At 47.5% G+C, this 23479-nt stretch carries 20 protein-coding genes, 1 pseudogene and 2 riboswitches; of the genes and pseudogenes, 10 read left to right on the top strand and 11 right to left on the bottom strand.

The features are described from left to right. Positions 1–148: 148 nt before the first annotated feature. Positions 149–823 (top strand): NAD(P)H-dependent oxidoreductase, encoded by a 675-nt coding sequence (locus ACYCSE_RS11275; protein ID WP_459702265.1) that lies wholly within the window; start codon positions 149–151, stop codon positions 821–823. A gap of 103 nt (positions 824–926) precedes the next feature. Here the strand turns inward: ACYCSE_RS11275 and ACYCSE_RS11270 are convergent, their stop codons facing one another. Together ACYCSE_RS11270 and ACYCSE_RS11265 are read right to left on the bottom strand one after the other, a co-directional pair. Beyond that, positions 927–1307: a TIGR02328 family protein gene (locus ACYCSE_RS11270; RefSeq protein WP_029514679.1), complete on the bottom strand. Its 381-nt coding sequence runs from the start codon at positions 1305–1307 to the stop codon at positions 927–929. A 33-nt stretch (positions 1308–1340) separates the two neighbouring features. Further along, positions 1341–2597 carry a DUF445 domain-containing protein gene (locus tag ACYCSE_RS11265; protein WP_459702264.1) on the bottom strand — a complete coding sequence of 419 codons (1257 nt, stop codon included), beginning with the start codon at positions 2595–2597 and terminating at the stop codon, positions 1341–1343. A gap of 593 nt (positions 2598–3190) precedes the next feature. On the opposite strand from ACYCSE_RS11265, the gene ACYCSE_RS11260 reads away from it, so the two are divergent. From ACYCSE_RS11260 to ACYCSE_RS11250, 3 genes are all read left to right on the top strand, one after another. Beyond that, positions 3191–4072 (top strand): AraC family transcriptional regulator, encoded by an 882-nt coding sequence (locus tag ACYCSE_RS11260; RefSeq protein WP_459702263.1) that lies wholly within the window; start codon positions 3191–3193, stop codon positions 4070–4072. 50 nt (positions 4073–4122) lie between these two features. Further along, positions 4123–4203, top strand: a riboswitch (cyclic di-GMP riboswitch). A gap of 225 nt (positions 4204–4428) precedes the next feature. Then, positions 4429–7989 (top strand): collagen binding domain-containing protein, encoded by a 3561-nt coding sequence (locus ACYCSE_RS11255; protein WP_459702262.1) that lies wholly within the window; start codon positions 4429–4431, stop codon positions 7987–7989. 116 nt (positions 7990–8105) lie between these two features. Continuing rightward, entirely contained in the window at positions 8106–8771 is a 666-nt protein-coding gene (locus ACYCSE_RS11250; protein WP_341162465.1) for a class D sortase, read from the top strand. A gap of 90 nt (positions 8772–8861) precedes the next feature. On the opposite strand, the gene ACYCSE_RS11245 is transcribed toward ACYCSE_RS11250, so the two are convergent. After that, positions 8862–9329, bottom strand: a complete 468-nt coding sequence (locus ACYCSE_RS11245; RefSeq protein ID WP_013308442.1) for a cupin domain-containing protein — start codon at positions 9327–9329, stop codon at positions 8862–8864. 327 nt (positions 9330–9656) lie between these two features. Between ACYCSE_RS11245 and ACYCSE_RS11240 the strand changes: the two genes are divergently transcribed. The 4 genes from ACYCSE_RS11240 (at position 9657) to ACYCSE_RS11225 (ending at position 12663) form a co-directional block, all read left to right on the top strand. After that, entirely contained in the window at positions 9657–10394 is a 738-nt protein-coding gene (locus tag ACYCSE_RS11240; protein ID WP_459702261.1) for an amino acid ABC transporter ATP-binding protein, read from the top strand. 42 nt (positions 10395–10436) lie between these two features. Beyond that, a complete protein-coding gene (locus ACYCSE_RS11235; RefSeq protein WP_061831943.1) occupies positions 10437–11267 on the top strand; it encodes a transporter substrate-binding domain-containing protein in 831 nt (276 codons plus the stop codon). A gap of 71 nt (positions 11268–11338) precedes the next feature. After that, complete coding sequence (locus ACYCSE_RS11230; RefSeq protein ID WP_023986681.1) at positions 11339–11998, top strand: amino acid ABC transporter permease; 660 nt, start codon at positions 11339–11341, stop codon at positions 11996–11998. Between the two features lie 14 nt (positions 11999–12012). Then, the gene (locus tag ACYCSE_RS11225) at positions 12013–12663 is read left to right on the top strand and encodes an amino acid ABC transporter permease (RefSeq protein WP_039270255.1); all 651 of its coding nucleotides are present in this window, start codon (positions 12013–12015) and stop codon (positions 12661–12663) included. Between the two features lie 27 nt (positions 12664–12690). On the opposite strand, the gene ACYCSE_RS11220 is transcribed toward ACYCSE_RS11225, so the two are convergent. The 8 genes and pseudogenes from ACYCSE_RS11220 to ACYCSE_RS11185 form a co-directional block, all read right to left on the bottom strand. Further along, a complete protein-coding gene (locus ACYCSE_RS11220) occupies positions 12691–13446 on the bottom strand; it encodes a LysR substrate-binding domain-containing protein (RefSeq protein ID WP_235307021.1) in 756 nt (251 codons plus the stop codon). 6 nt (positions 13447–13452) lie between these two features. Beyond that, a pseudogene (locus tag ACYCSE_RS11215) lies at positions 13453–13629 on the bottom strand (LysR family transcriptional regulator); the annotation flags it as partial. Positions 13630–13694: 65 nt separating this feature from the next. Continuing rightward, positions 13695–15515 carry an oligopeptide ABC transporter substrate-binding protein gene (gene opp4A / locus ACYCSE_RS11210; protein ID WP_459702259.1) on the bottom strand — a complete coding sequence of 607 codons (1821 nt, stop codon included), beginning with the start codon at positions 15513–15515 and terminating at the stop codon, positions 13695–13697. Between the two features lie 42 nt (positions 15516–15557). After that, the gene (locus tag ACYCSE_RS11205) at positions 15558–16466 is read right to left on the bottom strand and encodes an ABC transporter permease (protein ID WP_459702258.1); all 909 of its coding nucleotides are present in this window, start codon (positions 16464–16466) and stop codon (positions 15558–15560) included. A gap of 28 nt (positions 16467–16494) precedes the next feature. Beyond that, the gene (gene opp4B / locus ACYCSE_RS11200) at positions 16495–17463 is read right to left on the bottom strand and encodes an oligopeptide ABC transporter permease (RefSeq protein ID WP_061831945.1); all 969 of its coding nucleotides are present in this window, start codon (positions 17461–17463) and stop codon (positions 16495–16497) included. Positions 17464–17476: 13 nt separating this feature from the next. Beyond that, on the bottom strand, positions 17477–18403 hold the full coding sequence (locus ACYCSE_RS11195) for an ABC transporter ATP-binding protein (protein WP_459702257.1): 927 nt from the start codon (positions 18401–18403) through the stop codon (positions 17477–17479). Further along, the gene (locus ACYCSE_RS11190; protein WP_250267257.1) at positions 18381–19412 is read right to left on the bottom strand and encodes an ABC transporter ATP-binding protein; all 1032 of its coding nucleotides are present in this window, start codon (positions 19410–19412) and stop codon (positions 18381–18383) included. Before ACYCSE_RS11190 ends, ACYCSE_RS11195 begins: the two co-directional genes overlap by 23 nt. A gap of 325 nt (positions 19413–19737) precedes the next feature. After that, the gene (locus tag ACYCSE_RS11185) at positions 19738–21342 is read right to left on the bottom strand and encodes a DUF6359 domain-containing protein (RefSeq protein WP_235307018.1); all 1605 of its coding nucleotides are present in this window, start codon (positions 21340–21342) and stop codon (positions 19738–19740) included. 215 nt (positions 21343–21557) lie between these two features. Next, a riboswitch (glycine riboswitch) is annotated at positions 21558–21673 on the top strand. Positions 21674–21884: 211 nt separating this feature from the next. On the opposite strand from ACYCSE_RS11185, the gene sdaAB reads away from it, so the two are divergent. Continuing rightward, positions 21885–22574: an L-serine ammonia-lyase, iron-sulfur-dependent subunit beta gene (gene sdaAB / locus ACYCSE_RS11180; protein WP_459702255.1), complete on the top strand. Its 690-nt coding sequence runs from the start codon at positions 21885–21887 to the stop codon at positions 22572–22574. Next, positions 22564–23463, top strand: coding sequence for an L-serine ammonia-lyase, iron-sulfur-dependent, subunit alpha (gene sdaAA, locus ACYCSE_RS11175; RefSeq protein ID WP_071639258.1), 900 nt, complete (start codon positions 22564–22566; stop codon positions 23461–23463). The genes sdaAB and sdaAA overlap by 11 nt, the downstream gene beginning before the upstream one ends. Positions 23464–23479 lie beyond the last annotated feature (16 nt).

Genomic DNA, 23479 nt, shown 5'->3' with positions numbered 1-23479 from the left:
CCGACGCATGACAAGGAACAAATATGTGCGTACTTGTTCCCTGCAAAAACTTTCTATATGATAACTATATATTCGATATCAGCTCTCATTATAGTAGCAGAAAACCCATAGAGTACCAACTAAACCCATACCCAAAGGAGTACATTTTATGTCTAATACATCAGCTAAAAAACAGGAAATTCTGGACGCCTTTCTGTTCAGGCACGCCACGAAAGAATTCGATCCCAATCGCATCATACCGGAAGAGGATTTTCAGTTCATTCTCGAAACCGGACGACTTTCTCCAAGCTCCGTCGGTTTTGAACCATGGCAGTTTGTAGTTGTACAAAATCAGGCATTGAGAGAAAAGCTGGCTGCAGTTTCCAGCGGCGGTCAAAAGCAGATTCCTGCGGCTAGCCACGTCGTCCTGATTTTGGCACGCAAGGATGTTCGTTATGATTCTCCTTACGTGGAGTATATGTATAAAGAGGTTAAAGGTATGTCTGAGGAGGACTTTGCCTCACTACCAGGCCGCTATAAGATTTTCCAGGGTGAAAATCAACGCTTACTGGAAAACGAACGTACGTTATTTGACTGGGCTTCCAAGCAAACCTACATTGCCTTAGGCAATATGATGACAGCAGCGGCTCAGATCGGTATTGATTCCTGTCCAATTGAAGGCTTTAACTACGATCAGGTGCATGCCATTTTGGAGAAAGAAGGACTGTTAGAGAACGGGCTGCTCGATATTTCAGTCATTGCTGCCTTCGGTTATCGCGCTCATGAACCCAAGCGGGAAAAATCCAGACAACCACTGGAAAAGGTCACCCGCTGGATTCTGTAATCTAATATCCCGAGTCTCTCCCCCAAACACTGAACACTGAAGCATCAAAAAAGGCGGGCTGCGGCACTTCATCTGAATGATGAATCTACCGCAGCCCGCCTTTTTAGGTCACTTCAATCTCTATTAAAATACCCTTGGAAGCCAGGTTATCCAGGCACTCCTTCATATACTCATCGTCATGCTCCACATATGCACCCGCGCCTGCCAGTTCCTCACCCAGCTCCGCCTCCCAAGGCTCACACTGCTTACCGCGATACAACGGCTGTTCCCATAGTGGATCAACATTGTACCCTCTGCTTTTCATTTCGTCCATAATGAGCCTATGATAGCGCACCAGCAGCATGGGGTGATAATCGAACACATAATTCACGGTGGCGTGTGGCTTGCCCCACCCATTCCCACGCAGGGCACAGCACTCACGATGTTGCCCCAGCAGTTGCGGACGGGGTAACTTGTCGATTAAATGTTCATGCCAAAGCCTCATGCTTCCACAACCCTATCTGTAGCTTTTTCTGGTCTATTGGATTAGCATACGGATACCTGTCAGCACAATGCCGATCAGGAAGCCTGTAACTGCGCCGTTAATACGTATCCACTGCAAATCCTGTCCCAGTTTGTCCTCCATCAGTGCAATCAGGGATTTGTTATCCATCTTGTCTACATTTTCGCGCACCAAGTTACCAATCCGACTATGGTTAGCTTCCACCAGTCCAGTAATACCTTCCACAATTCGCACATTGATCTTGTCCAGCAGCTCGGTATTCCCTCTTAAATCAGTCAGCATCCGATCCAATAGCGGTAAAATATAGGTCTGCACATAGCTTCCGTCTTCCATGTAGTCCAATAAGCGTATACGCAGTTCTTCCATTTTGCCCAGCACTGACGCATCGCCTTCCCAGGCTTCAACAAGGCTATCCTTCCAGCCGTTCAACCCTTCCTGAACCGTATCTTTCGTCGCCAATCGGGTCACCTGCGTCCTCAGACCATCCAGCACAGCCTGACGGCGCGGGTGCTCTTCCCTTTGCAGTTCTGCTACCTGATCCAGCAGGAAATGACGAATCATTTCACCCATACGCTCTTCGTTCAGATAGCCGAGGAATGCGTTCAAAGCAAACTGCATCAGCCCGCTCACCTGCAAACCACTGACAGCCTGCATCCCTAAGGTGCCCAGCGTATAACCCGTTTCGGGTCGCAAAATCCAGGACTCGGCTTGCTTCAGCGTGTAATCCAGTGCCCGGCGATCATAGCCCTTCTCGCTGGTCTGACGAGCAAGCGCCTCCAGCAGCGGTCCGGCGTCAAAGTCAGTCATCTGCCGCTTCAGCTCTGCCACGATGACCGGAGCCAATTCCGCGAGCGGGAGTGACTGGACAAGCCGCTTGGCAAGAACATCTATGGATGCCGCCGCCTCCGGCGTGCGCAATCCTTTTTCCACACCTCCCAGCACCAAATCGGCCAAACGGATATCTGCAATTTTAGACGCGATGCTGTCTTTGTTTAGCAGGTTATTTTCCACCGTACTTACCAATGCATTCGTGAGCTTGTCCCTATTTTTAGGAAGCAGCGCGGTATGTGGTATCGGAATGCCTAGCGGATGACGGAACAAAGCAGTGACAGCGAACCAGTCTGCCAGTCCCCCTACAAGTCCTGCCTCAAAAGCTCCGGCTAACAAACGAGCCCAGCCATATTGCTGGAAGGGCAATGTGGCTGCAAAGCCTGCCCCTAGAATAACGAGCGACCAAGCCGCTGCGGTTTTCGTATTTTTTGGTTTTCCCATCCTGTAATCCTCCAAACTGACTGTCGAGTAAGTAAAGCACTATACCTGTATTACCCATCATATCATTGCCCGTGTCATTTCCAAAGTTGAAAGCACTTGAGATGAAACGCGCAAGGGCACTTTTTGCGTAATTTTTTATGCATATATCTCTCTTTTTTACATTCATGTTTGTGAACAAAATCACAGCACTGGGCCCAAACTCTTATTTTCAATAATAAGCCTTACGAACCATTTTATCAGAACCAAGTCCCATTTTTTTTAAACCGAAAGGAGAAGTGAACAAGAAAGTTGAATGGGCATAAGATACCTTTTTTCAGTACCATGTTGGTATTTGACCTCAGAAAGGATTTGAATCCATGATAACCCCAGATTCTTTCAACAGCATTCGACTTTTTCATATGGATTACCAGGTTATATATCCATAAAAAGTGATACTCCCATAAAATTCAAACACATATTTTGCTATATAGACATATTTGATGTGATAAAATAAACTTTTATAAATAGGGAATCATGTTTAATCAGTCATTATATATTGGTAATTCAAACCAAGATATGCTAGATAAAATTGCTTTTTTGTAAAGGAATTGAATATGACAACAGACCAAAAAAACAACGTGGGCCTCTGGAATGGCGATCCGGTCGTTATTGTACGCACTCCCTCCGCTTTTGCCAAGCAATCCCTTTTGTATATCCAGGAATTAGGCTACTTCCAAAAAACTTCTGCTTTTATGATGGAAAGGAAAGAACTTGCCTCTTTTTTGCTTGTCTTTACGTTGTCTGGTAAGGGAGAATTACTGTACCGGGGCAAGAAATATATCATAAAACCTCAAGATTTGTTCTTTGTTAATTGCGAGGAATATGTTCAATACAGCACCTCCGGTCATGAATCCTGGGAGTTTATCAGCCTGTACCTGTATGGCAATCTGATTGAAAATTTTTACGAACAATTTGCCAAGCATAATAAACCGGTCATTTCCATGCATAATCCGCATATTATATTGGATAAGCTCCATGCTCTGATTTGTGGGCAGTCTGACAGAAGTCTTTCCGCTGAGCTACTAACGTCCAGGCTCATTGGTGAAATACTAACGTGCATTTTGCAACATCCCTATGATCATCCGTGTGTGAATGCTGAAACCCTGAGCGAAGTACGTCGGGTACAGCGATATTTGGATCAGTCCTACTGTGAGCGAATAACACTGGACTCGCTGGCAGATATGTTTGAATTAAACAAGTTTAATCTGGCTAAAAATTTCAAAAAGCAGATCGGTTTCTCTCCGATTGATTATCTCATTAATGTCCGTATCACAGCCGCTCAAAGCTGGCTTAAAACCAGTGACATGTCCATTGTGGATATCGCAAGGTACGTAGGGATTCCCAATACGAGCCATTTTATTAACCTATTCAAGGAGCATGTAGGAGAAACACCTCATTCCTTCCGCAAAAAATGGGGGAACCGTTCCAAGTTGTAAATGAGAGGTTACATGAAATCAGTTTGATAGATGATAGACGCACAAGCTATTCAAGTTAATGGCAAAACTGTCGAAAGGCAGTGACGCAAAACTATAGGGCCTTCCTTTCCAGATGGCAGCCAGCTACCAGATGAACGAGCTTTTTATTATGTCTTTTTTACATAGATCCATCACAAATTGCTTTACCTCTCTCGAAGAAAGCCCTGATCGCTATGATCAGGGCTTTTTTTCTATTGGGATAGTCATGTCAGCCTAGCATGCTGAATATACTAATTTCGAACTAGGAGGAGGGAAGGAAAAAAACATAACCGCCGAAGCATTGCCATATTACGATGAATAGGAGAATCACTTGGAGCATGAGAACAAAAATAAATGTAATGATCATTGCCTTATTGCTCATTGTCCAAAGCTTTTTCAGCGCAACGCTGGCTTACGCAGATGCTCCAGCCCCAGAACTGCCGCAGAGTGCTGTATCCGATCCTAACCATACCGTTACGGATGCTGTATACGTTGTCCCAAACCTTGAACCTCCTAGGGAGATTCCTTCAAACACGGTTCCCTTCGTTCAAGGAGCAACCAGTTCAAAGTCTCAACATGATGCAGCTCCGCAGAGCATATTAACGAAGTTGAGCCTGACCGACGAAGCAGGGCGTGTCATTGATGCGGTATATAGTCCAGACAGCCAATTCGACATCGGATCAGCCATCCAACTAGGCTATGAATGGGAGCTTCCTGACAATACCTATAAGTCAGGGGACACCTTCACCTTTCATTTACCAGAACAGTTTGTCATCTACACTGATATCTCATCTCCACTAGTCACTACCGACGGAACCGTGGGATACTTCACAGTAGATCGTCAGGGCAAGGTGATCATGACCTTTAACCAATATGTAGAGAATCATTCCAATGTCAGCGGCAAACTGCAAATCAAAACCGAGTTTACGAAAGAGATGATGAAAGGCAGTACAGAGATCATCATTGTGATTCCAATCAAAGGCGGGGTACAAACGGTCATCGTGAATGTAAAACCCCAGTCAGGGCCAACCCTAAGCAAACAAGGGAAAATAGCTGGCACCAATCAGATCGACTGGACCATTGATGTGAACAAACAGCTAAACACCGTAAAGCATGCCCTCATCACCGATCCAATTCCTTCAGGGTTGGAACTCAGAAGAGACTCTATCCGGCTCTATCATCTACAAGTCAATATCGACGGCTCGACCGTTGTTCGAGACCTAGTGAATGCAAGTGAATATGCCATTGAAGCAGATCAAGCCGGGACAGGGTTTGTGATTCGTTTTCAAGACGATAGCATTAACACGGCCTATCAGATTCAATATTCCACGCGTATTATTGGCGATGAAACTCGTTTCTCCAACACAGCAACGCTTTCAGGAGATGCGATAGAGAACGTTGTTGCTACCGCTACTGTTCAGGTGGAACGTGGTGAATTTTTGTCCAAAAAGGTTGAAAAATATGATCATGCCACACAAACACTCTCGTGGGCCATAAGATATAACTTCAGCGAGACAAAAATTCCCGAAGCCAAAGCTCTTTTAATTGATCATTTCAATAAAACTCAAGAATTGCTGCCCGGTTCTTTGAAAGTATTTAAGGGAAACACACTGGAGGAGCTCCCATCGTGGGCATATACTGTCATCCCAGTTGATTATCCGGACCGCAACGGCTTCAAACTTCAATTCAACTTCGACGTAGATTCAGCCTATACCATCCGATACCAGACTCAAGCCAGAGGCCGTGTCTATGATAATGGAAAAGTTATAAACATCATAACCTCGGATGGAACGCAGAAGATTGTATCGACGGAAATCATAAGCGGAGTTATGACTAAAATGTATGACACACCCAATTACAACACCAAAATCATACCTTGGGTGATTACCATCAATACAGACTTGTACATCATGAAAAATATTGTCATTCAGGATGTGTTTCCAAACGGGGGCTTGGCCTTGTTACCGGACACCCTGAAAATTCAAAGTGTTGACGGAACAACGGAGCTACGTGCACCCACGGATTACGAGCTGATTCCGCTATCACAGGACTATAAACAAGGATTTACGCTCATTTTTCATAAAGCCATTCAGAAGGCTTATACAATCAAGTATTCAACTACCTATAATAATGACTGGAAAACGGATACAACGAAGCCCGAGTTTCGTAATAAATCCCATATAGAATACCAGTTTGAAGACGGAGAAAGATCATCGCAAGAAGTGGAGTGCCCGATCTGGCCGGACTTTATGACACAACGAAACGGTGCCAAGCAAGGAAGCTATAATGCGACCTCCAAGCTCATTACCTGGGACATTAAAGCTAACTACAATCGCAAGATCCTGAATCACGCGGAAGTGAGAGACCCCTTGTTACAAGGTCAGAAGTTACTGCCCGCCTCCGTAAAAGTATACGATATGACCTTGCTGGGATGGTGGGATGGCGTACAAAAAGGGGCTGAAATCCCAGCAGATCAATACACCATTATTCCTCCCTCCGAGCAAAATGGTAATGAATTGCGTATCCAGTTCAAAAATAAGATACAGACTCCCTACTGGATTACCTTTCAAACTTCATTGGAAGGAGAACTGATTGAAAAGGAAATCCATAATCAAGCCCTTCTACTGGATGGACAAAAAACTGTCTCCGAATGGGCAGCGCAAGTCACGGTACCTCATGGCGGAGAATATGTATCTAAAGTCGGTACACAAAATGGAAATAAGATTGACTGGAGCATCCGCATCAATGAAGGACAGTCCCATGTATCCAATGCTAAAATTATAGATCAGCCTAGCAGCAATCAAATCTTAATTGAGGATTCCTTTCATTTGTACTCTACAATCATCGCTGCCAACGGAAATACCACCAAGGGCACCGAGTTGATTAGAAACCAAGATTACAAGCTGTATATCAAGACAGATGCTCAAGGCCAGCAAACGTTTGAACTTACTTTTGCTAAGGATATTTCCACTGCTTTTATACTTGAATACCAATCGTTCATTCATGCTGAAGACAAAGCCAAAGTGAGTAATAAGGTTGCCTTTGAGGGGGATCGCTTGACGACAGAACTGCGGGAAACCAGCCAGGAAATCATCGTACGAACGTCTTCCGGCTCCGGTTCTGGCGGGGGTGTGACCGAAAGTCTTGAGCTGACCAAGGTAGATCAGGATATGCCTGACAAGGTACTGCCTGGCGCACAGTTTGCGCTCTATGATAAAGGTCAAAAAAGAGCCCCTCTCATTCAGACCACCAATCAGGAAGGCAAAATCATCTTTTCTTCCTTGCTTCATGACGATTACATCTTGGAAGAATTGGCAGCACCGGAGGGCTATAAAATTACCGAGGGCAAGCTCGAGATCAAAATAGACGCAACACTGCGACAAAGCTCTGGCGTAAAGAGGGTTGTGATCACCAATCGTAAAGAAAAGAAAAACGACCCTGAACCACCTGTAGACCCGGGAACTCCAACAGACCCCACGAATCCCTCAGGACCAGGAACGCCTACTCATCCAAACCCCTCACCCCCGTCCGGAGGCTCAGGTAAAAAACATGACAAAGATCCGGAAATACCCAATATTCCGCCTATAATCGTCCCTCCGTCATTGCCAAAGTCTCCGGAGGACATAGTCCCTCCACAGGAGGAACCTGCGCCTATACCGCCGGAACTGCCAGCCGTCATGCCTCATCAAGATCCTCCTCCGGTGGATTCGAAAGACGATCCCGAACCTAAGATCCGTCTCAAGGTTCCGGGGAAAGAACCTGAAGAGCCGGAGGATACACCTGCGGTACATCAATTACCCCAAACAGGTGAAAGCAGCCCCGTTCCGTTCTATTTGACAGGCATAGCGATGGTTATATGGGGCGTATTTTTGAAATTCAGACGGACAAACAAAAAATAAAATTAATCACCTGCCCTGATCTCCCGGCTCATTCCATTCCCGATTAGAATGAGCCTGGAATGGGGCATTTTTTTTAAAAGTATGTATGATCCGTACTTTGCTTAGGGGAGGCGAGATTGCTGCGTCTGCGTAAACTTTCCTACGTATTTATTGTGTTAGGCTTACTTTTTATTTTGTTTCCTAAAGCGACGGAATGGAATGAGGATCAGGAACAAAGCAAGCTATTAAAAGCAGCCGAGCTACCATCAGGAAAAAGCGATGCGCTTAGAACCGCCAGTCTTACAGACAGCTATGCTCGCTTGTCCACTCGTCTTACGAAAGTTCCGGTTAGTGAAGCACGACAAAATACTTCCCCACCTCCTGCTCCCATGGCAAGCGCTAATGAACAAACTCCCATAGCCACTATTAGTATAAGTCGTATTGCTTTAAAGCTCCCTGTATTGGAAGGCGCAACGAGGATAAATATGAGACACGCGGCTGTACATATGCCGGAAACGGGGACGCTGGGACAAGTGGGGAATGCCGCCATTGCTGCTCATCGAGCCCGTACCTCTGGACGTTTATTTAATCGTCTAAATGAATTGAAGATTGGGGATAAGATTGTTGTCAACACTCGGGGTAACCAATATGTATATAGCGTTTATAGCCTGAAGGTGGTTGATCCTACGGACGTGTCTGTTCTAAAAAGCTTCAAAAAACAAAAGCTGCTCACGCTGATTACATGTGACCCTCTCGTCAACCCCACCCATCGTCTCATTGTTCAGGCCAAACTAAGCACCTAAAGCCATTTTAAAGTACCTATTTCTATGAGTAAAAATAAATCAGGCGGGCCATTCCTGTTCATTACAGAAATACACCCGCCAATGCTCACATCATGATTCAGTTGGATTCTTGGCAATCAGCTTGAAATCATCAAAGTGGAATCCTGGTGCAACCACACAGGTTACCAGCACGGGCTCATCCCCAAGCGGACGTGCCGTTTGCCATACTGCTCCTGGGACGAGTGCTTGTGGATGCTGTCCTGCCTCCACATCCGCACCGACGATAATCACAGTTTCTTCACCAGGCTCTTCTCCGCTTCCACCCAATTTCAACTCTACAGGGCTTCCGCTATGATATAACCACAGCTCATCAGAATGGACCACATGCCACTCGGAGAACTCGCCCGGATGCAGCAAGAAATACGTAGACGAAGCTGCAAAGCGCGGACCGGAATACACATCCGGCAGTACAGGCTTCGGAATTTGGAAATGGGCCTTCCACATCTCTTTGTACCAGCCGCCTTCTGGATGGGGCTCCATGCCCAATGCCGTTACTAGCGGTGAAATAGCTTTCGTCATTGTCTAACCTTCCTTTACCCTAAATTCCTTCTTCCCTACTGTAAAACATAGCGTTGCTTTTGTCACGTTTCTCCCTTGGCATGTCGAACGCTATTATTCCATGTCAAATTAAATAACATTAAATTGTGAATATTCATTTGATTTTATCATATAAATAGCAGTTAACAAGCAAAAGGACATACAAAAATATACTATGCGTAAAGTTTCATGACATAAAATCTTGTTTTTTATTGTAAGCTTATAGTATCATGAGAGAAATTTTGAAATTCTAATAGAGCTTGATCATGTCAATCCGTCTACTAAGCTATGTATCCAAGTCTAAAAGGGGTGAGCTCTCTGATCCAGTTTCGCAATGTCAACAAGCATTACGGTCACTTCCATGTACTCAAAGACGTCAATCTTCAAATTAAGGAGGGCGAGGTCGTCGTAATCATCGGTCCCTCCGGCTCGGGTAAAAGCACCCTGCTTCGCTGCATCAATCGTCTGGAAACGATATCGGATGGGGAGCTGATCGTTAACGAGGTCCCTGTACATGACAAAAAGATTGATATTAACGCCTTCCGCCGCAACATCGGGATGGTGTTCCAACATTTCAATCTGTATCCACACAAAAAGGTGATTGAAAACATTGTACTGGCACCTATGAAGGTACTGGGCATCTCGAAAGAAGAAGCTACTCAAACAGCCATCACCTATCTAAAGCGCGTCGGAATCGAAGAAAAGGCACAGAGCTACCCCTCCCAATTGTCCGGTGGACAGCAGCAGCGGGTCGCGATCGCCCGTGGGCTCGCGATGAATCCAAAAATTATGTTGTTCGACGAGCCTACTTCAGCTCTTGATCCCGAAACGATCGGAGAGGTACTGGATGTTATGCGCTCGCTCGCCCATCAGGGCATCACAATGGTCATTGTCACTCATGAAATGGGCTTTGCACGTGAAGTGGCGGACCGCGTGATTTTTATGGATAAAGGACAGATTTTGGAAGACAGCCAACCTGCCGAATTTTTCCAGAATCCGGGTGAAGAACGGGCTCGCCTGTTCCTGAGCCGTCTGATTCATCATTAAACAGACTACCAATGTAGCGTAAATCGAAAGGGGAATGTTCTGATGAGAAAAAGATTTCAATGGAGTACTTTGGTGCTGGTAGCTTTATCTTGTCTGCTCGTCTTGGCAGGCTGTGGAGGCAAAGAAGGAGCGGCAACGTCGGGGAATGAGCCGGCAGCAGCCAACGGGCTGGAAGCGATCAAACAGCGTGGCAAACTGGTCGTTGGTGTGAAATACGATACCAAGCTGTTCGGACTGAAAGACCCGGCTAGCGGAAAAGTAGAAGGCTTTGATATCGACATCGCTAAGGCTGTAGCCAAACATATTTTTGGCGATGAAACCAAACTTGAACTAAAAGAGGTCACGTCCAAAACACGAATCACCTTATTGCAAAACGGGGACATTGACGCCATTATCGCGACGATGACCATTTCGGATGAACGTAAAAAACAGGTTGATTTCAGCGACGTCTATTTTAACGCCGGGCAATCTCTGCTCGTGAAAAAGGGGAGCCCCATCACCGGGCTGGAATCTCTGACCCCAAAAACCAAGGTGCTCGCCGTGAAAGGCTCTACTTCCGCCAAAAATATCCGTGAAAAAGCTCCTGAAGCAACGATATTGGAATTCGAAAACTATCAGGATGCTTTCAACGCCCTCAAAGCAGGTAAAGGAGAAGCGTTAACTACCGATAACTCTATTCTGCTCGGCATGCAGAAGCAAGATCCGAATTATATTCTTGTAGGCGGGAACTTCACAGAGGAACCTTACGGCATTGCAGTGAAGAAGGGACAGCCTGAACTGCTGCAAGCCATTAATGATACGATCAAGGAACTGAAAAGCAACGGTGAATACGATAAGCTCCACGAGCAATGGCTTGGGGTTAAACCCGAATAGTATTCTTGTGAAGGAGCCGCGATTGCGAGCTCCTTCCTTTCTTAGGTCTGGATAAGGAGGTACATTCACAGATGCTTACTTTTGATATCAACGTACTTTTTGATCATAGCGACCGTTTCAGAGAAGGCTTGCTTCATACCGTTCAAGCTAGTGTCATTGCCTTGATCGGAAGCTTTATTCTAGGGGCTATTATTGCCATCCTCCGAATTGCGCCTTTTAAATGGCTGAACTGGATCGGTACCGTCTATGTAGAGGTCATCCGCAATATCCCATTGCTGATCGTCGTACTGTTTTTTTATCTCGGGCTTCCCACTTTGGGCATCCCTTTGGACGGATTCGTATCTGGAACGCTTGGATTGACCGTATACACGGCCTCCTTTATTGCTGAGGCCATACGTGCCGGCATTCAATCTGTGCCCAAGGGGCAATTTGAAGCGGCAAGGTCCTCCGGTTTGAGTTACAACCAGACGATGATTAGCATTATTTTACCGCAAGCCATCAAAATTGTACTGCCTGCGATCGGCAACCAATTCATTAATCTGGTCAAAAACTCTTCCGTGCTGGCTATTGTGGCCGGACTGGACCTAATGTATTACTCGGACCTCATTAACTCGGATACCTTCCTGCCCATCACAGTCTACGCCATCACGGCGCTGTTGTATCTTATCTTGACGGTTCCGCTTAGCTTTCTTGTACTATATATGGAACGGCGTCTGTCCAAAACATCCTAAGGAGGGAAGCCCGTATGGATTTCGGTGGATTGTTTGTGTGGCCTAATGTGCGTTTTATACTGGAGGGCTTCCTGCTCACGCTGGAGGTTGCTATTTACTCTATCGTGTTCAGCTTCGTTCTCGGTATCTTATTCGGCATCCTGCGCTATACTCGCTTACCTGTCATTTCACAGGTTGCAGCCTTTATCATTGATCTCATTCGCAATCTTCCACTATTGCTCATTATTTTCTTCATCGGTATGGTTTTACCATCCATCGGATTGTCGATTTCCCTCAAGTGGGCAGCCATTACAGGCCTGTCGATCTTCGAGGGAGCCATGATCGCCGAGATTGTGCGCAGCGGTCTGAATTCGGTCCATAAAGGACAGGTGGAAGCCGCACGTTCCTCCGGTCTAAGCTACTCTCAAACCTTATGGCATATCATTCTGCCCCAAGCGCTTCGTCGCATGGTGCCCCCGATTGTCAGCCAGTTCATTTCCCTATTCAAGGATACCTCACTGGCTGTCATTATCAGTTTGCCGGAGCTGACGCATAACATTCAGATTGTCGGTGGGCAAAATCAATCCTTTGTCATTCCAGCCCTGCTGTTCGCAGCTTTCCTGTACTTTGCTGTCAATTACAGTATGTCACTGATTGCACGCAGGCTGGAAGTTCGTACACATTAAAGCTCGTGATACTTATCAGCGTTGCCACTAGTTGGAACGCACTGTTAGTACAGCTTGTATCTTTTCAATTAATCGCTTCAATGCTTCTCCCTGATAACGGCCAGACCGATAAATCAACTCTAGCTGACCCTGGAGCACGCCGCACAAAATAGGTACAGTGCAAAATTGTGAGCGATCCAATTCTGCCGCAAGGGACTCCGTCTGTAGGGTTACGGCAAGTCCCTCCTGCACCCAGCGCAGGATTGAAGGTATGGAATTTGTCTCCAAGACGGTTGCAAAGGGATACCCGCGATCCCGGAAGCACTTCTCAATCAGCTTCCTGCCGGGATGACACTCTGGCTGCATCGCCCAGGGTACATGCCTCAATTCGTCTAGCGTAATGGAAGAACGGTTGGAAAACACATGCTCTACCGGAACAACAAGACAATAGTTCTCCGTACGAAGAGGAAGCTGGACAAGCCTTTCATCCGTACCCGAATGCAACGTAATGCCAACATCCATTCGGTTATCCAGCAGCTGTTCTGTTACATCAAATGATGGATGGATGTGCAGGCTGACTCTAGGAAATGACTGATGAAAATGGATAAGCATTTCATGCAATGACTCCTCCAGCTCCGGTAATGCAATACCAATCCGCAAACTCCCGCGTTGCTCGGTGCGCAACTCCTCAATGGAAGCCTTTGCTTGCTGTAAATCCTTGAGCGCATGTGCACTGTGTTGCAGCAACAATTTCCCGGCATCTGTCATTTTAATTTTCTTACCTGCACGGTCAAAAAGCGTCATGCCCAATTCCTCCTCCAGCGCCTTGATTTGCAAGCTAAGCGTGGGTTGGGAGATTCCAATCTTTTCCGAAGCTTTCGTAAAATGTAGTTCCTCGCATACGGCAATGAAGTATTGAAGCTGACGTATTTCCGTCTTCCTTCTCTCCCTTCGAGAATCCCCAGAATGATTGCATGAAAAGGTCAAAAGAAGCGCAAAATCGGATCCATCCGGTTCGCGCTTCTTCTTCAGGTTATTGCGCTTTTTTGAGATTATTGGGCTACTTCTGCTTTTTCCGCAGTCAACGTAATATTCGCAAACGTGTCTGCATCATACTCCTTGCCACGAGTAATATCGTAATTGGCTACCCGATTATTCACTGCCTCTAACGAGTAACGGAATAACGTCGGTACGATGGGTGCCTCCTCGCTCATATACGCCTGCCACTGATTGTATATATCTTTACGATAATTGTCGTCAAAGGCTTTCACAGACACCCCTTCCTGCAACAGCTTATCATTCTCTTCACTGGTAAAGCGCGAGTAGTTAAAGCTGGCTCCGCGTCCATACAGCCCACTAGGGTTTACATCTGTACCTGTACTCCATGCGCCGCCAAAAATATCAATGCCGGGGTCATCCTTTTGCACACGGTCATAGAAAGAATTGAACTCAAGCAGACGACCGTCCACCAGTTCGACATGAAGCCCGACATCCTTCCAATTTTGCAAATAAAACTTCGCCAGCGATTCGGCTGTCGCATCCCCGCTCATTGCTGCATAATGGAGTACCAGTTCCTTGCCCTTAGGGTCCTCACGGTATCCATCTCCATTGGTATCCACATAGCCTGCCTCGTCCAGCAGCTTTTTCGCCTTGTCCGGGTCATACGTGATGCCCTTTGCATTCATATCATGATATCCCTTAAAGGCAGGCGGAATCAGGGATGTTGCTGGAATCCGAAGTCCATGATAGAGCTGCTTGCCGACCTGCTCATTATTCAGCGCATAGCCGAGGGCCTGACGCAATGACTTGTTCGCCAGCTTGGCGTTCGGGTCCATGATATTTAGATTCTTGGCCTGATCGAATTTGCCCATCTTAAAGCCTACATAGCTATAAGATAATTCCTCCTGACCGAGAAACTGTACATTTTTCGGATTGCTGGCCTCATTGTAACGGGTGGTTGGATAGCTGGCCCAGTCGACTTCTCCACTTTTCAGCGCCTCGGTAATGACATTCGGGTTCACCACCTTCAGATGAAGGCCATCCAACTTGGGCTCACCGTGGAAATAATCTTCATTTTTGACGAATTCCACAGATTCACCTGTGACCATAGATTTAATTTTGAACGGCCCATAGCCAATCGGGTTTTTACGGACAGGATCAGATCCGGCCATATCTTTCACGGGAATATTCTGAAATACCTTTTTCTCCAGTGGTGTAGACCAAAGCCCCGATTTCACCGAAGGATTAGGTTCCTTGAAATGAATGGTAACCTCTTTCTCATTCAGCACCTTGATGCCAGAAATGGTTTTGGCCTTACCCGCGTGATAATCCTCCATGCCCACAATGTTGGTCATAAAGCTATCATAACGCGGACCTTCATAGTCTTTATGACCAATCACTTCATAGGAAAAAGCATAGTCCTCTGCCGTTACGGAATTACCATCCGTCCAGTTCAGCTTGGGATCAATTTTGACAGTCACAGCCTTATTGTCTGGGGAAAAGGAAATTGTCGCCGCTCCTTTATCGTCAATATTTAGATTGGAGTCAATCGAAAACATAGAAGGGTAGAAAAACTGGAAGACTTCAAAATCAGGATTGCCTTCATAAAATACAGGATTCAGAATACCTTCAAAAGGGGTATCAGACACGAGTGCATAATTGATGATGCCACCCTTAATCGGCGCCTTATCGTTCTTGACCGCCTTCGCCAGCGCTGTCGCATTCACCTGCTTGCTGTCGGACCCTGAGCCGCCTGTACCGTCAGACGATTTCCCTCCATTTGAAGCGGAAGGCGAACCGCTGCATGCGGCCAGTGAAAATACCAAAATTGCAGATAGAACAGGCAGAATTCCTTTTTTCCAGTGTTTAACCATTGTAAATCCCTCCTTGTCATTGTCCTTATCCTTGAACTTCAGTTAACCCAATCGTTGTCTGGCATCCGTGGCGCGTTTGAGCGCCTGGCCAATAAAGTTAATCGCCAGCATTAGCACCAAAATAAGCAGTGAGGCTGGCAACCACATCCACCAGCTATTCTGCAAAACATCCGGGTCATTGGCATAACTCACCAGTGTACCCAAGCTTGGCGTAGATTCCGGTAAGCCAAAGCCGAGATAAGAAAGCCCGGTCTCAATCCCGATATTCCCCGCGAGGCTGAGGGTCAGATTGACGATCACGACCGAGCTAAGATTGGGCAGCACGCCAAACCAAATGATTTTCCAATTGGGTGTGCCAAGGGTTTTGGAAGCCTGCACATAATCCAGTTCGCGCTCCGACAACACCTTGGCCCGGATCAGACGTGCTTTCCCAATCCATAAAAAGGCAGTCATAATGAAAATAAAGGACCCTATGCCGCTTTTGGGTACAATGCTGACAAATACGATAACCAGCATCAAAACCGGAAGCACCAGAATAAAATCAATGATTCGCATGATGATGTTATCGACCAGTCCCCCATAAAAACCAGCCAACAAACCTAACGTTAAGCCAATAGCGGCGGATAACAATGTAATCGTAAAGCCGATGGTGAAGGAATTGCGGGCTCCAATGACCAGCTGACCGAAAATATCCCTGCCCGCTCGATCTGTCCCCAGCCAATGCACTGAGCCTGGAGCTTCACGGATCGCGCCCAAATCGACCGTCGTGACTACATCCTGATTTACAAACAGGACAGAGGCATATATAAAGATCAAGAACAGAATTACAAAGCCAATGGAAACCAAGGACATTTTGTCACGCACCAGCTCACGACGCAGTACAGACCAACTGGATGGTGATTTACGAATGATTTCCGGCGTGAAGACCTCCTCCACCTGTATAGACACCATAATCCCTCCCTTTCTCTAGACTTGTTCGCTATTCAATTCGAATGCGGGGATCGACTTTGCTTAGGATGACATCAGATAAAAGAGTTCCTAATAGCGCCAAGAAGCCTGAGATCATGACCAGCGCGTTCACGACTGAAAAATCCCGTTGAGTGATGGACTGGAGGAATAATTGGCCCAACCCTGGATAACCGAAAATAGATTCAAGAAAAATATTGCCTGCAATTACTCCCGTCAGGTCATAGCCCAAAAAGGCAGCAATCGGCAATAGAGAGTTTTTGAAAATATGTCGGGAATAAATTTTACCTTCGGGTACCCCTTTGGAACGCGCTGTTTTCACAAAATCCTTCAGTCTTGTGTCAATGACCTCATTGCGCAGATACTGAATCGTAGCCGTTGTACTGAGCAATGCGCCTGTAACCGCCGGTAAAATGAGATGATACGACTTGTTCACGTAATATGACCATGTCCCCGGCTCCACGCCTACATCCACACTGCCGCTGGTTGGAAACCAGCCGAGCCTGAATCCGAATACGTACAGCAGCAACAACGCGAGTATAAATAGAGGTGTCGCAAAGCTGAGATAGGTATAGCCCACTACGGTTTTGTCCAGCAGACTATGCTGATAACGACCGCTGAGTACGCCGAGCGGAATGGCGATCAGATACGTCAGAACCAGAATTACTACGCCCAGAAAGAACGTGTTCCCCAGACGGCTGCCAATCAGATCGGTAACGCTAATTTTATGTACATAAGATTTGCCCAGATCCCCGTGAGCCAGCTGGACGAGCCAGTTCCCATACTGCACCCACACCGGATCATTCAGCCCCAGTTTTTGTCGCTGTTCTTCCAGTGCGGCCGGATTCAGATTGGGTGTCGAAGTAATAAGTCCTGTCAGGGCATCCCCCGGCATAGCCTTAGCTAGGAAAAATATAAGCACACTCAGTGCAAAAAGTTGAGGGATCATAACCAGCAGCCGACGCAGTGTAAATTTCCACATATCTGTACCCCCCTTATGGTAGCGCGACTTTATGGGATGGACTTACTGATTTTAGTGCAAACGGCTTTCCACTCGCGTCTAGATGTTTGGGTAGCTCTGTTTTGTAGGAGGATAAAAGCATTCGCCTTTTTTGGGCATTTTCCAGTCGTTTAGTAGGATCAATATTGGGAATGGTTGCAATGAGGCGCTGGGTATACAGATGCTGTGGACGTTCATAAATGTCTTGCTCGCTCCCCTGCTCCACTAGACGTCCTCGGTACATAATACCGATTTGGTCACACATATGGCGGATAATACCTAGGTCATGACTAATGAACAAATACGTTAAATTAAACTCCCGCTGCACATCCTTCATAAAATTAAGCACCTGTGCCTGCACGGAAACGTCCAGCGCCGACACCGGCTCATCTGCAATGATCAGCTTGGGGTTTAATGTAAGCGCACGCGCGATCCCGATCCGCTGCCGCTGCCCCCCGGAAAATTCATGCGGATATTTGTAGGCTGCATCGGCGTTCAAGCCGACCTTTTCCAGCAACGTCTGTACTTTCCTTCGTTCTTCCTCACTGCTCAGCCTTTCAAAATTTCGCAGCGGTTCAGCAATGACATCCAATACGCGCTTACGCGGGTTGAGCGAAGAGTATGGGTCCTGAAAAATCATCTGAATATCTCTACGCAGTGGATGGCGATTGTTACGGCTCAGAGCTGTAAGGTCCTTTCCTTTAAACAGAATCCGTCCGCTCGTCAGCTTATTTAGACCGATGATCGTCCTGCCTGTCGTCGTTTTTCCACAGCCGGATTCTCCCACCAGCCCGTATGTCTGGCCTGCCTCAATGCTGATCGACACGCCATCCACTGCTTTCACCTGATCGATAACACGCTGGAAGAAACCACCGCGCACCGGATAGTGGACCCTCAGATCATTTAACTCTAGTAGTGCCATGAGCAGCCTCCCCCTTTGCCTCGTCTTCAAAATGAAAATGCTGATAACATGTACAACGGACCCAATGTCCAGGGGAAATTTCATTTAGTTGGGGATGGTCTTCATGCACTCTCTGCTGAATCCAGGGAATACGCGGAGCAAAGCGGCAACTATTGCGGGGGATATCTTGTAATGAGGGAACAATACCGCCGATGACATGCAGTGATTCCCCCTTGGTATGAGATCCCGGCATAGAAGCAAGCAAAGAACGCGTATACGGATGCTGTGGATGCCTGAATAATTCAAAAACATCAGCGCTCTCCACGATTTCTCCGGCATACATGACCACCACGCGGTCGGCTACTTCTGCCACAACTCCAAGATCGTGCGTAATCAGGATAATTCCGCTCTCAGTCTCCTGTTGAAGCTGTTTGAGCAAGTCGAGAATTTGCGATTGGATCGTTACATCGAGCGCAGTAGTTGGTTCATCTGCAATAATAAGAGAAGGTCGGCAAGCTATGGCAATCGCGATCATCACACGCTGCCGCATCCCTCCTGACAGTTCATGCGGATACTGCTCATACACACGCACAGGATTCGGTATATCTACGCTTTCCAGCAGCTCCAGCACACGTTCCCTTTTTTGCTTCGTAGATAGTGACGTATGATAATCAAGATTTTCCTCAATCTGCTTGCCAATGCTCATCAACGGGTTGAGTGCTGTCAGCGGGTCCTGAAAAATCATGCCAATGCCCGCTCCGCGGATTTTATTCATTTGTCCTGAAGAAAGACGGTTCAGGTCCGTGCCTTTAAAAAGGACCTCTCCCTCTACACGTGTGCGTTCCATGTCATGCAGTTGCGGGATAGAAAGCGCCAGCGCGCTTTTGCCACAGCCAGATTCTCCGACTACAGCCAGCACTTCATTGGGGTTGACCGTCAGATCCAGATGGTCGACTGCGGGGTGATATTGATCCTTGATGCGAAAAGAGACGGATAATCCTTTAATTTCCAACACGGGTTCGGTATTCAATGCGCGCTTCCTCCATTCTCCATGGTCTTGTCCCGCTTATTCTCACCATGTTTGATGTTTAAAACCTCTCATGAACATTACATACCGTTTTTGTCGGAATAATTTGAATACATCCTATCACCAGTATATGGATATATCAATTAAGATTATGCTATCAACATCATTTAAAAAATCAATGATCCAGCAGTAGCGCGGCCTTTCTGGCACAAAATGTAATGAAATAACCAACCACAGGTTAATTTTCATCACAAAAAAAGTCGCCTGATCCCTCTACAGGGATCAAACGACTAACTAGCACCAGCTCACATTGAGCTCCTCACGATAATTATGATGCCGCTCCATAGGAGCCAGACTTGAACGTTCTAGGATCATACCATTTGTAGCCTGCTGCCGGAGCAGACCAAGGCTCAGCCTGCGGTTCGGTAGAAGCCGCAGGCTCCTCGAATGGCAGAAGCTTCGTTGGTTGATCCAGAGTCAAGCCTTCCACATCGGACAATTTCGTGTAGTCCTGCTTCCATGCAAGCCATTGGACCGTTTGCACCAGGAAGGTGGAATCATCCACTTCCTCGAAACCATCATATGTCTTCTTCGACTGTCCGTTTTCCTCACGCACATATTTCGGTGTAGCATCTTCTACAGGGGAAGAATCACCGATGAACGCTGCCTTGCCTTGACCTACCTTGGAGATAGCGGCATAAGGCCCTTCTGCACGGCCCCCGCCATTATAAACTCCCTGGTCTACAGCATTCCCCCATTTTTTCGTGCCTGAAGGGATATAAGCAATGCCTTTAGCCTTGGTAGGATCAATAATAGCCAGCGTAGATCCTGCATGCATTGCAATCGAGCGCACACCCTTGGTAATGCCGAAAGATTGATCTGCGGCTACAATGTCAGTAGCATTCACGTCACCAAGCGCATTATAACGGAAACGAACACCAAAGTTGGTCGCCAGCCAATCGGAGCTTGTTAATCCTTGCATCGCCGGTGATGCTGCTTCTTCTGCAGTCATGCCTTTGGCCGGATTAGTATAGGCTCCACGACGGTAGCCATTCATAACTTCGGAGGAATCCCAACGGTTTTTGTTACGGTCCGCATTATAATGATCGGAGATGAAGAAGACGCTCCCCCCGTTATTCACGTATTGCAGCAGAGCGGCCTGCTCGGATGCCTTAAAGGCAACATTCGCTTCACCAATAATGAACACATCATATTGGCGCAGCTTGTCATATGTTATGGCCTGCTCTCCATAAGTAAAAGGAATGGGACGATTCAATTGGTCTACCGTAAAGCCTACATTACGCAGTCCATTGGCAAAGTCGGAAAAGGCGCCTTCAATGACCCAATCTGCTGCACCAGCGGTCTGTGCGTGCGTATTATCGAACAGCACCTTTTTGCCTTTTCCATCCGGCAATGTAGTACCGGGTTGACCCGGGTTGCCAGGTTCAGGTTCGCCAGGTTCACCTGGTTCCCCCGGTTCGCTTCCGCCCACCAGTTCAACAGCGCTTGGGCTTTTCACTCCACCAAAATTATTGTAGGCGCCGAGTGTACCCGTCACACGAATTTTGCTGCCGATCAGCTCAGGATGGCCTGACAGCCCAAATTGCCCTCTATACGCTGAAGTCAGCTGTACATCCAATAGATTAGACGTATTACGTTCATTTGCCTGATCGGCAATCAGTACGTTAAAATCATTCGCGAACGGAGAAGAAAAGTTAGCCGTTTTCGATCCGGTAGCATGTCCGACAATGAAGCCTTCCACCGTCACCGTACCTCCACTGCTTTGGCCCTGAAGTGCTTCGGCTACTGTCGATGCTCCCTCTGCCTTGACCTGACCGAGTGGAACGAAGATCCCGATCAGCAGTGATACGATTGCTGCTAGATGCAGCATCCCTTTTAAGCGTGAACCTGTGAACCGCAAGCCTTTTACCATACGTCAATATCCCTCCTATGTTTTCCATAAATGTACTTGTCCTTTATCAGATTAGCCGCCAATCTTCTAATTCCTTCCTGATTTCATCCATAATTATGTAAATTTTAATCTTTTTTATTGGAAACGCACCTGTTTATGTAAAAATTGAACCCTGTGATTGACACCGAGCACGGCATACATTACCCTAAGAAAGACATGTAGAACGGTATACGCGAATGAAGATGACGGGAGAGTCTGTCCAGGGAGCCTACACTCTGGCGGCACCGAAGGAGCAAGACGCCAGCACCCGGCTGGCGGATAATCTCTCAGGTCCATGTATCGTCATCTGACGCAACTCTGGAGAGAGCGCAAGCCACCCAAGGGGTAAGGCGGTAAGAACACCGCACGAAACTCTCAGGTAACGAGGACAGAGATAAGGGAAACTTCCTTATCCTGTCCTTTTTTGTGCTCACATTGCGCGTCAGCATTAGGAACCGTCATAAACGCGCAAAGACGCGGAAATACCATATAGTATGGTATTAGAACATACAGGGGGCCACACCATGCGTTTCAAAGATGTATTTTCCATTATCGGCCCGGCCATGACCGGACCTTCCAGTTCACACACCGCAGGCGCGGTGCGACTCGCACGCGTTGCCCGGCACTGGCTCGGAGCGCAGCCTGACCGTGCCCGCATGACATTATACGGCTCCTTTGCCGATACGTATAAAGGACACGGTACAGATCTGGCGCTCATCGCAGGACTGCTTAATTACGATACGGACGATCACCGGATTCCCGATGCCGAGCAATGGGCCGAACAAGCCGGGATGGCCGTGGAATTCGCCGTTAGCGGACTCCCCGCCCCTCATCCGAACACTGTCCGTTTCGAGCTGTGGAAGGGCGAGGATCAGCGCACACTGTTGGGCTCCTCCATCGGCGGCGGCAGCATCCATGTCCAGCAACTGAACGAATTCCGGGTCAATCTGACCGGGGAGCTGCCTACGCTGGTGCTTCTCCACTCAGATAAGCCCGGTACATTGGGCGCGATAACTTCAGCGCTGGGCGCGGCTCACATTAACATTGCCTATATGCATGTGGATCGCAAAGGCCGAGATGGTGAAGCACTTACCGCCATCGAAACGGACAGTCCACCTACGGCTGAACTGATCGCAAAACTGCGCTCTTTGCCTCATATGTATGAAATTAAAATGATTAATTTGAAAAAAGGAGCTGAATCCGATGCGGTTTAGCCATTTGCATGAGATCAGCGCTTTATGCGCTGAAGAATCCACCACGATTGGCCGCTTGATGATTCAAGAGCAGGTACAAGAAACGAATACAACGGAGGAAGAAATCTTCCGTCAAATGTCTGATTATTATGAAGTCATGAAGGAAGCCGTTCATCGCGGACAGACACAAGACACCGTATCCCGCAGTGGATTGACGGGCGGGGACGGCAAGCGCCTAGCCGAGTATCTGCGGGCAGGGGAAACCTGCTCCGGTGATGCCTCCGCGCTCGCCATGGCTTATGCCCTCTCCGTGTCGGAGGTTAATGCATCTATGGGTCGCATTGTCGCCACGCCTACCGCAGGCTCATGTGGGGTTATCCCTGGTGTATTCATCAGTGCGCAGGAACGGTTCGGCTGGGATGATGAGCATATGGTGAACGGCCTGTTCGCCGCTGGTGCTATTGGCTACGTGATCGCCAACAACTCCTTCATTTCTGGCGCCGAGGGAGGCTGTCAGGCTGAGATTGGCTCAGCTATCGGGATGGCCGCTGGCGCTATGGTCGAGCTGCGCGGTGGTACGCCTGAACAGGCTGTTCACGCCGTGGGTCTCGCCCTTAAGAACACGCTCGGCCTGATTTGCGACCCCGTCGCCGGACTCGTGGAGATTCCGTGCATCGTGCGCAACGGGCTGGGAGCCGTGACTGCACTTGCCGCAGCAGATATGGCTTTGGCGGGTGTGCGTAGCGCTATTCCGTCTGACGAAGTCATTGACGTGATGCTTGAAGTCGGCAGTGCGATGCCGTCGAAGCACCGCGAGACCGCCAAAGGCGGGTTGGCCCAGACGCCGACTGGCAAGCGTTTGACCGAATCACTTACACGCAACACACCAACCAAGAAGGATAAGTCATAAATTATAAGCGGTAGCC

It is taken from the genome of Paenibacillus sp. SEL1 (genome assembly GCF_054602535.1).
Note: the sequence above shows the minus strand (reverse complement) of the source record. Positions and strands in the feature narration are given on the sequence as shown.

Bases quoted from the DNA above. Each gene is read 5' to 3' on its own strand.
- ACYCSE_RS11275 (WP_459702265.1), top strand. From the start codon at position 149: ATGTCTAATACATCAGCTAAAAAACAGGAAATTCTGGACGCCTTTCTG.
- ACYCSE_RS11265 (WP_459702264.1), bottom strand. From the start codon at position 2,597: ATGGGAAAACCAAAAAATACGAAAACCGCAGCGGCTTGGTCGCTCGTT.
- ACYCSE_RS11195 (WP_459702257.1), bottom strand. From the start codon at position 18,403: ATGGCACTACTAGAGTTAAATGATCTGAGGGTCCACTATCCGGTGCGC.
- opp4A (WP_459702259.1), bottom strand. From the start codon at position 15,515: ATGGTTAAACACTGGAAAAAAGGAATTCTGCCTGTTCTATCTGCAATT.
- sdaAB (WP_459702255.1), top strand. From the start codon at position 21,885: ATGCGTTTCAAAGATGTATTTTCCATTATCGGCCCGGCCATGACCGGA.
- ACYCSE_RS11220 (WP_235307021.1), bottom strand. From the start codon at position 13,446: ATGACGCTTTTTGACCGTGCAGGTAAGAAAATTAAAATGACAGATGCC.
- ACYCSE_RS11185 (WP_235307018.1), bottom strand. From the start codon at position 21,342: ATGGTAAAAGGCTTGCGGTTCACAGGTTCACGCTTAAAAGGGATGCTG.
- ACYCSE_RS11260 (WP_459702263.1), top strand. From the start codon at position 3,191: ATGACAACAGACCAAAAAAACAACGTGGGCCTCTGGAATGGCGATCCG.
- ACYCSE_RS11225 (WP_039270255.1), top strand. From the start codon at position 12,013: ATGGATTTCGGTGGATTGTTTGTGTGGCCTAATGTGCGTTTTATACTG.
- ACYCSE_RS11205 (WP_459702258.1), bottom strand. From the start codon at position 16,466: ATGGTGTCTATACAGGTGGAGGAGGTCTTCACGCCGGAAATCATTCGT.
- sdaAA (WP_071639258.1), top strand. From the start codon at position 22,564: ATGCGGTTTAGCCATTTGCATGAGATCAGCGCTTTATGCGCTGAAGAA.
- ACYCSE_RS11255 (WP_459702262.1), top strand. From the start codon at position 4,429: ATGAGAACAAAAATAAATGTAATGATCATTGCCTTATTGCTCATTGTC.
- opp4B (WP_061831945.1), bottom strand. From the start codon at position 17,463: ATGTGGAAATTTACACTGCGTCGGCTGCTGGTTATGATCCCTCAACTT.
- ACYCSE_RS11245 (WP_013308442.1), bottom strand. From the start codon at position 9,329: ATGACGAAAGCTATTTCACCGCTAGTAACGGCATTGGGCATGGAGCCC.
- ACYCSE_RS11230 (WP_023986681.1), top strand. From the start codon at position 11,339: ATGCTTACTTTTGATATCAACGTACTTTTTGATCATAGCGACCGTTTC.
- ACYCSE_RS11235 (WP_061831943.1), top strand. From the start codon at position 10,437: ATGAGAAAAAGATTTCAATGGAGTACTTTGGTGCTGGTAGCTTTATCT.
- ACYCSE_RS11270 (WP_029514679.1), bottom strand. From the start codon at position 1,307: ATGAGGCTTTGGCATGAACATTTAATCGACAAGTTACCCCGTCCGCAA.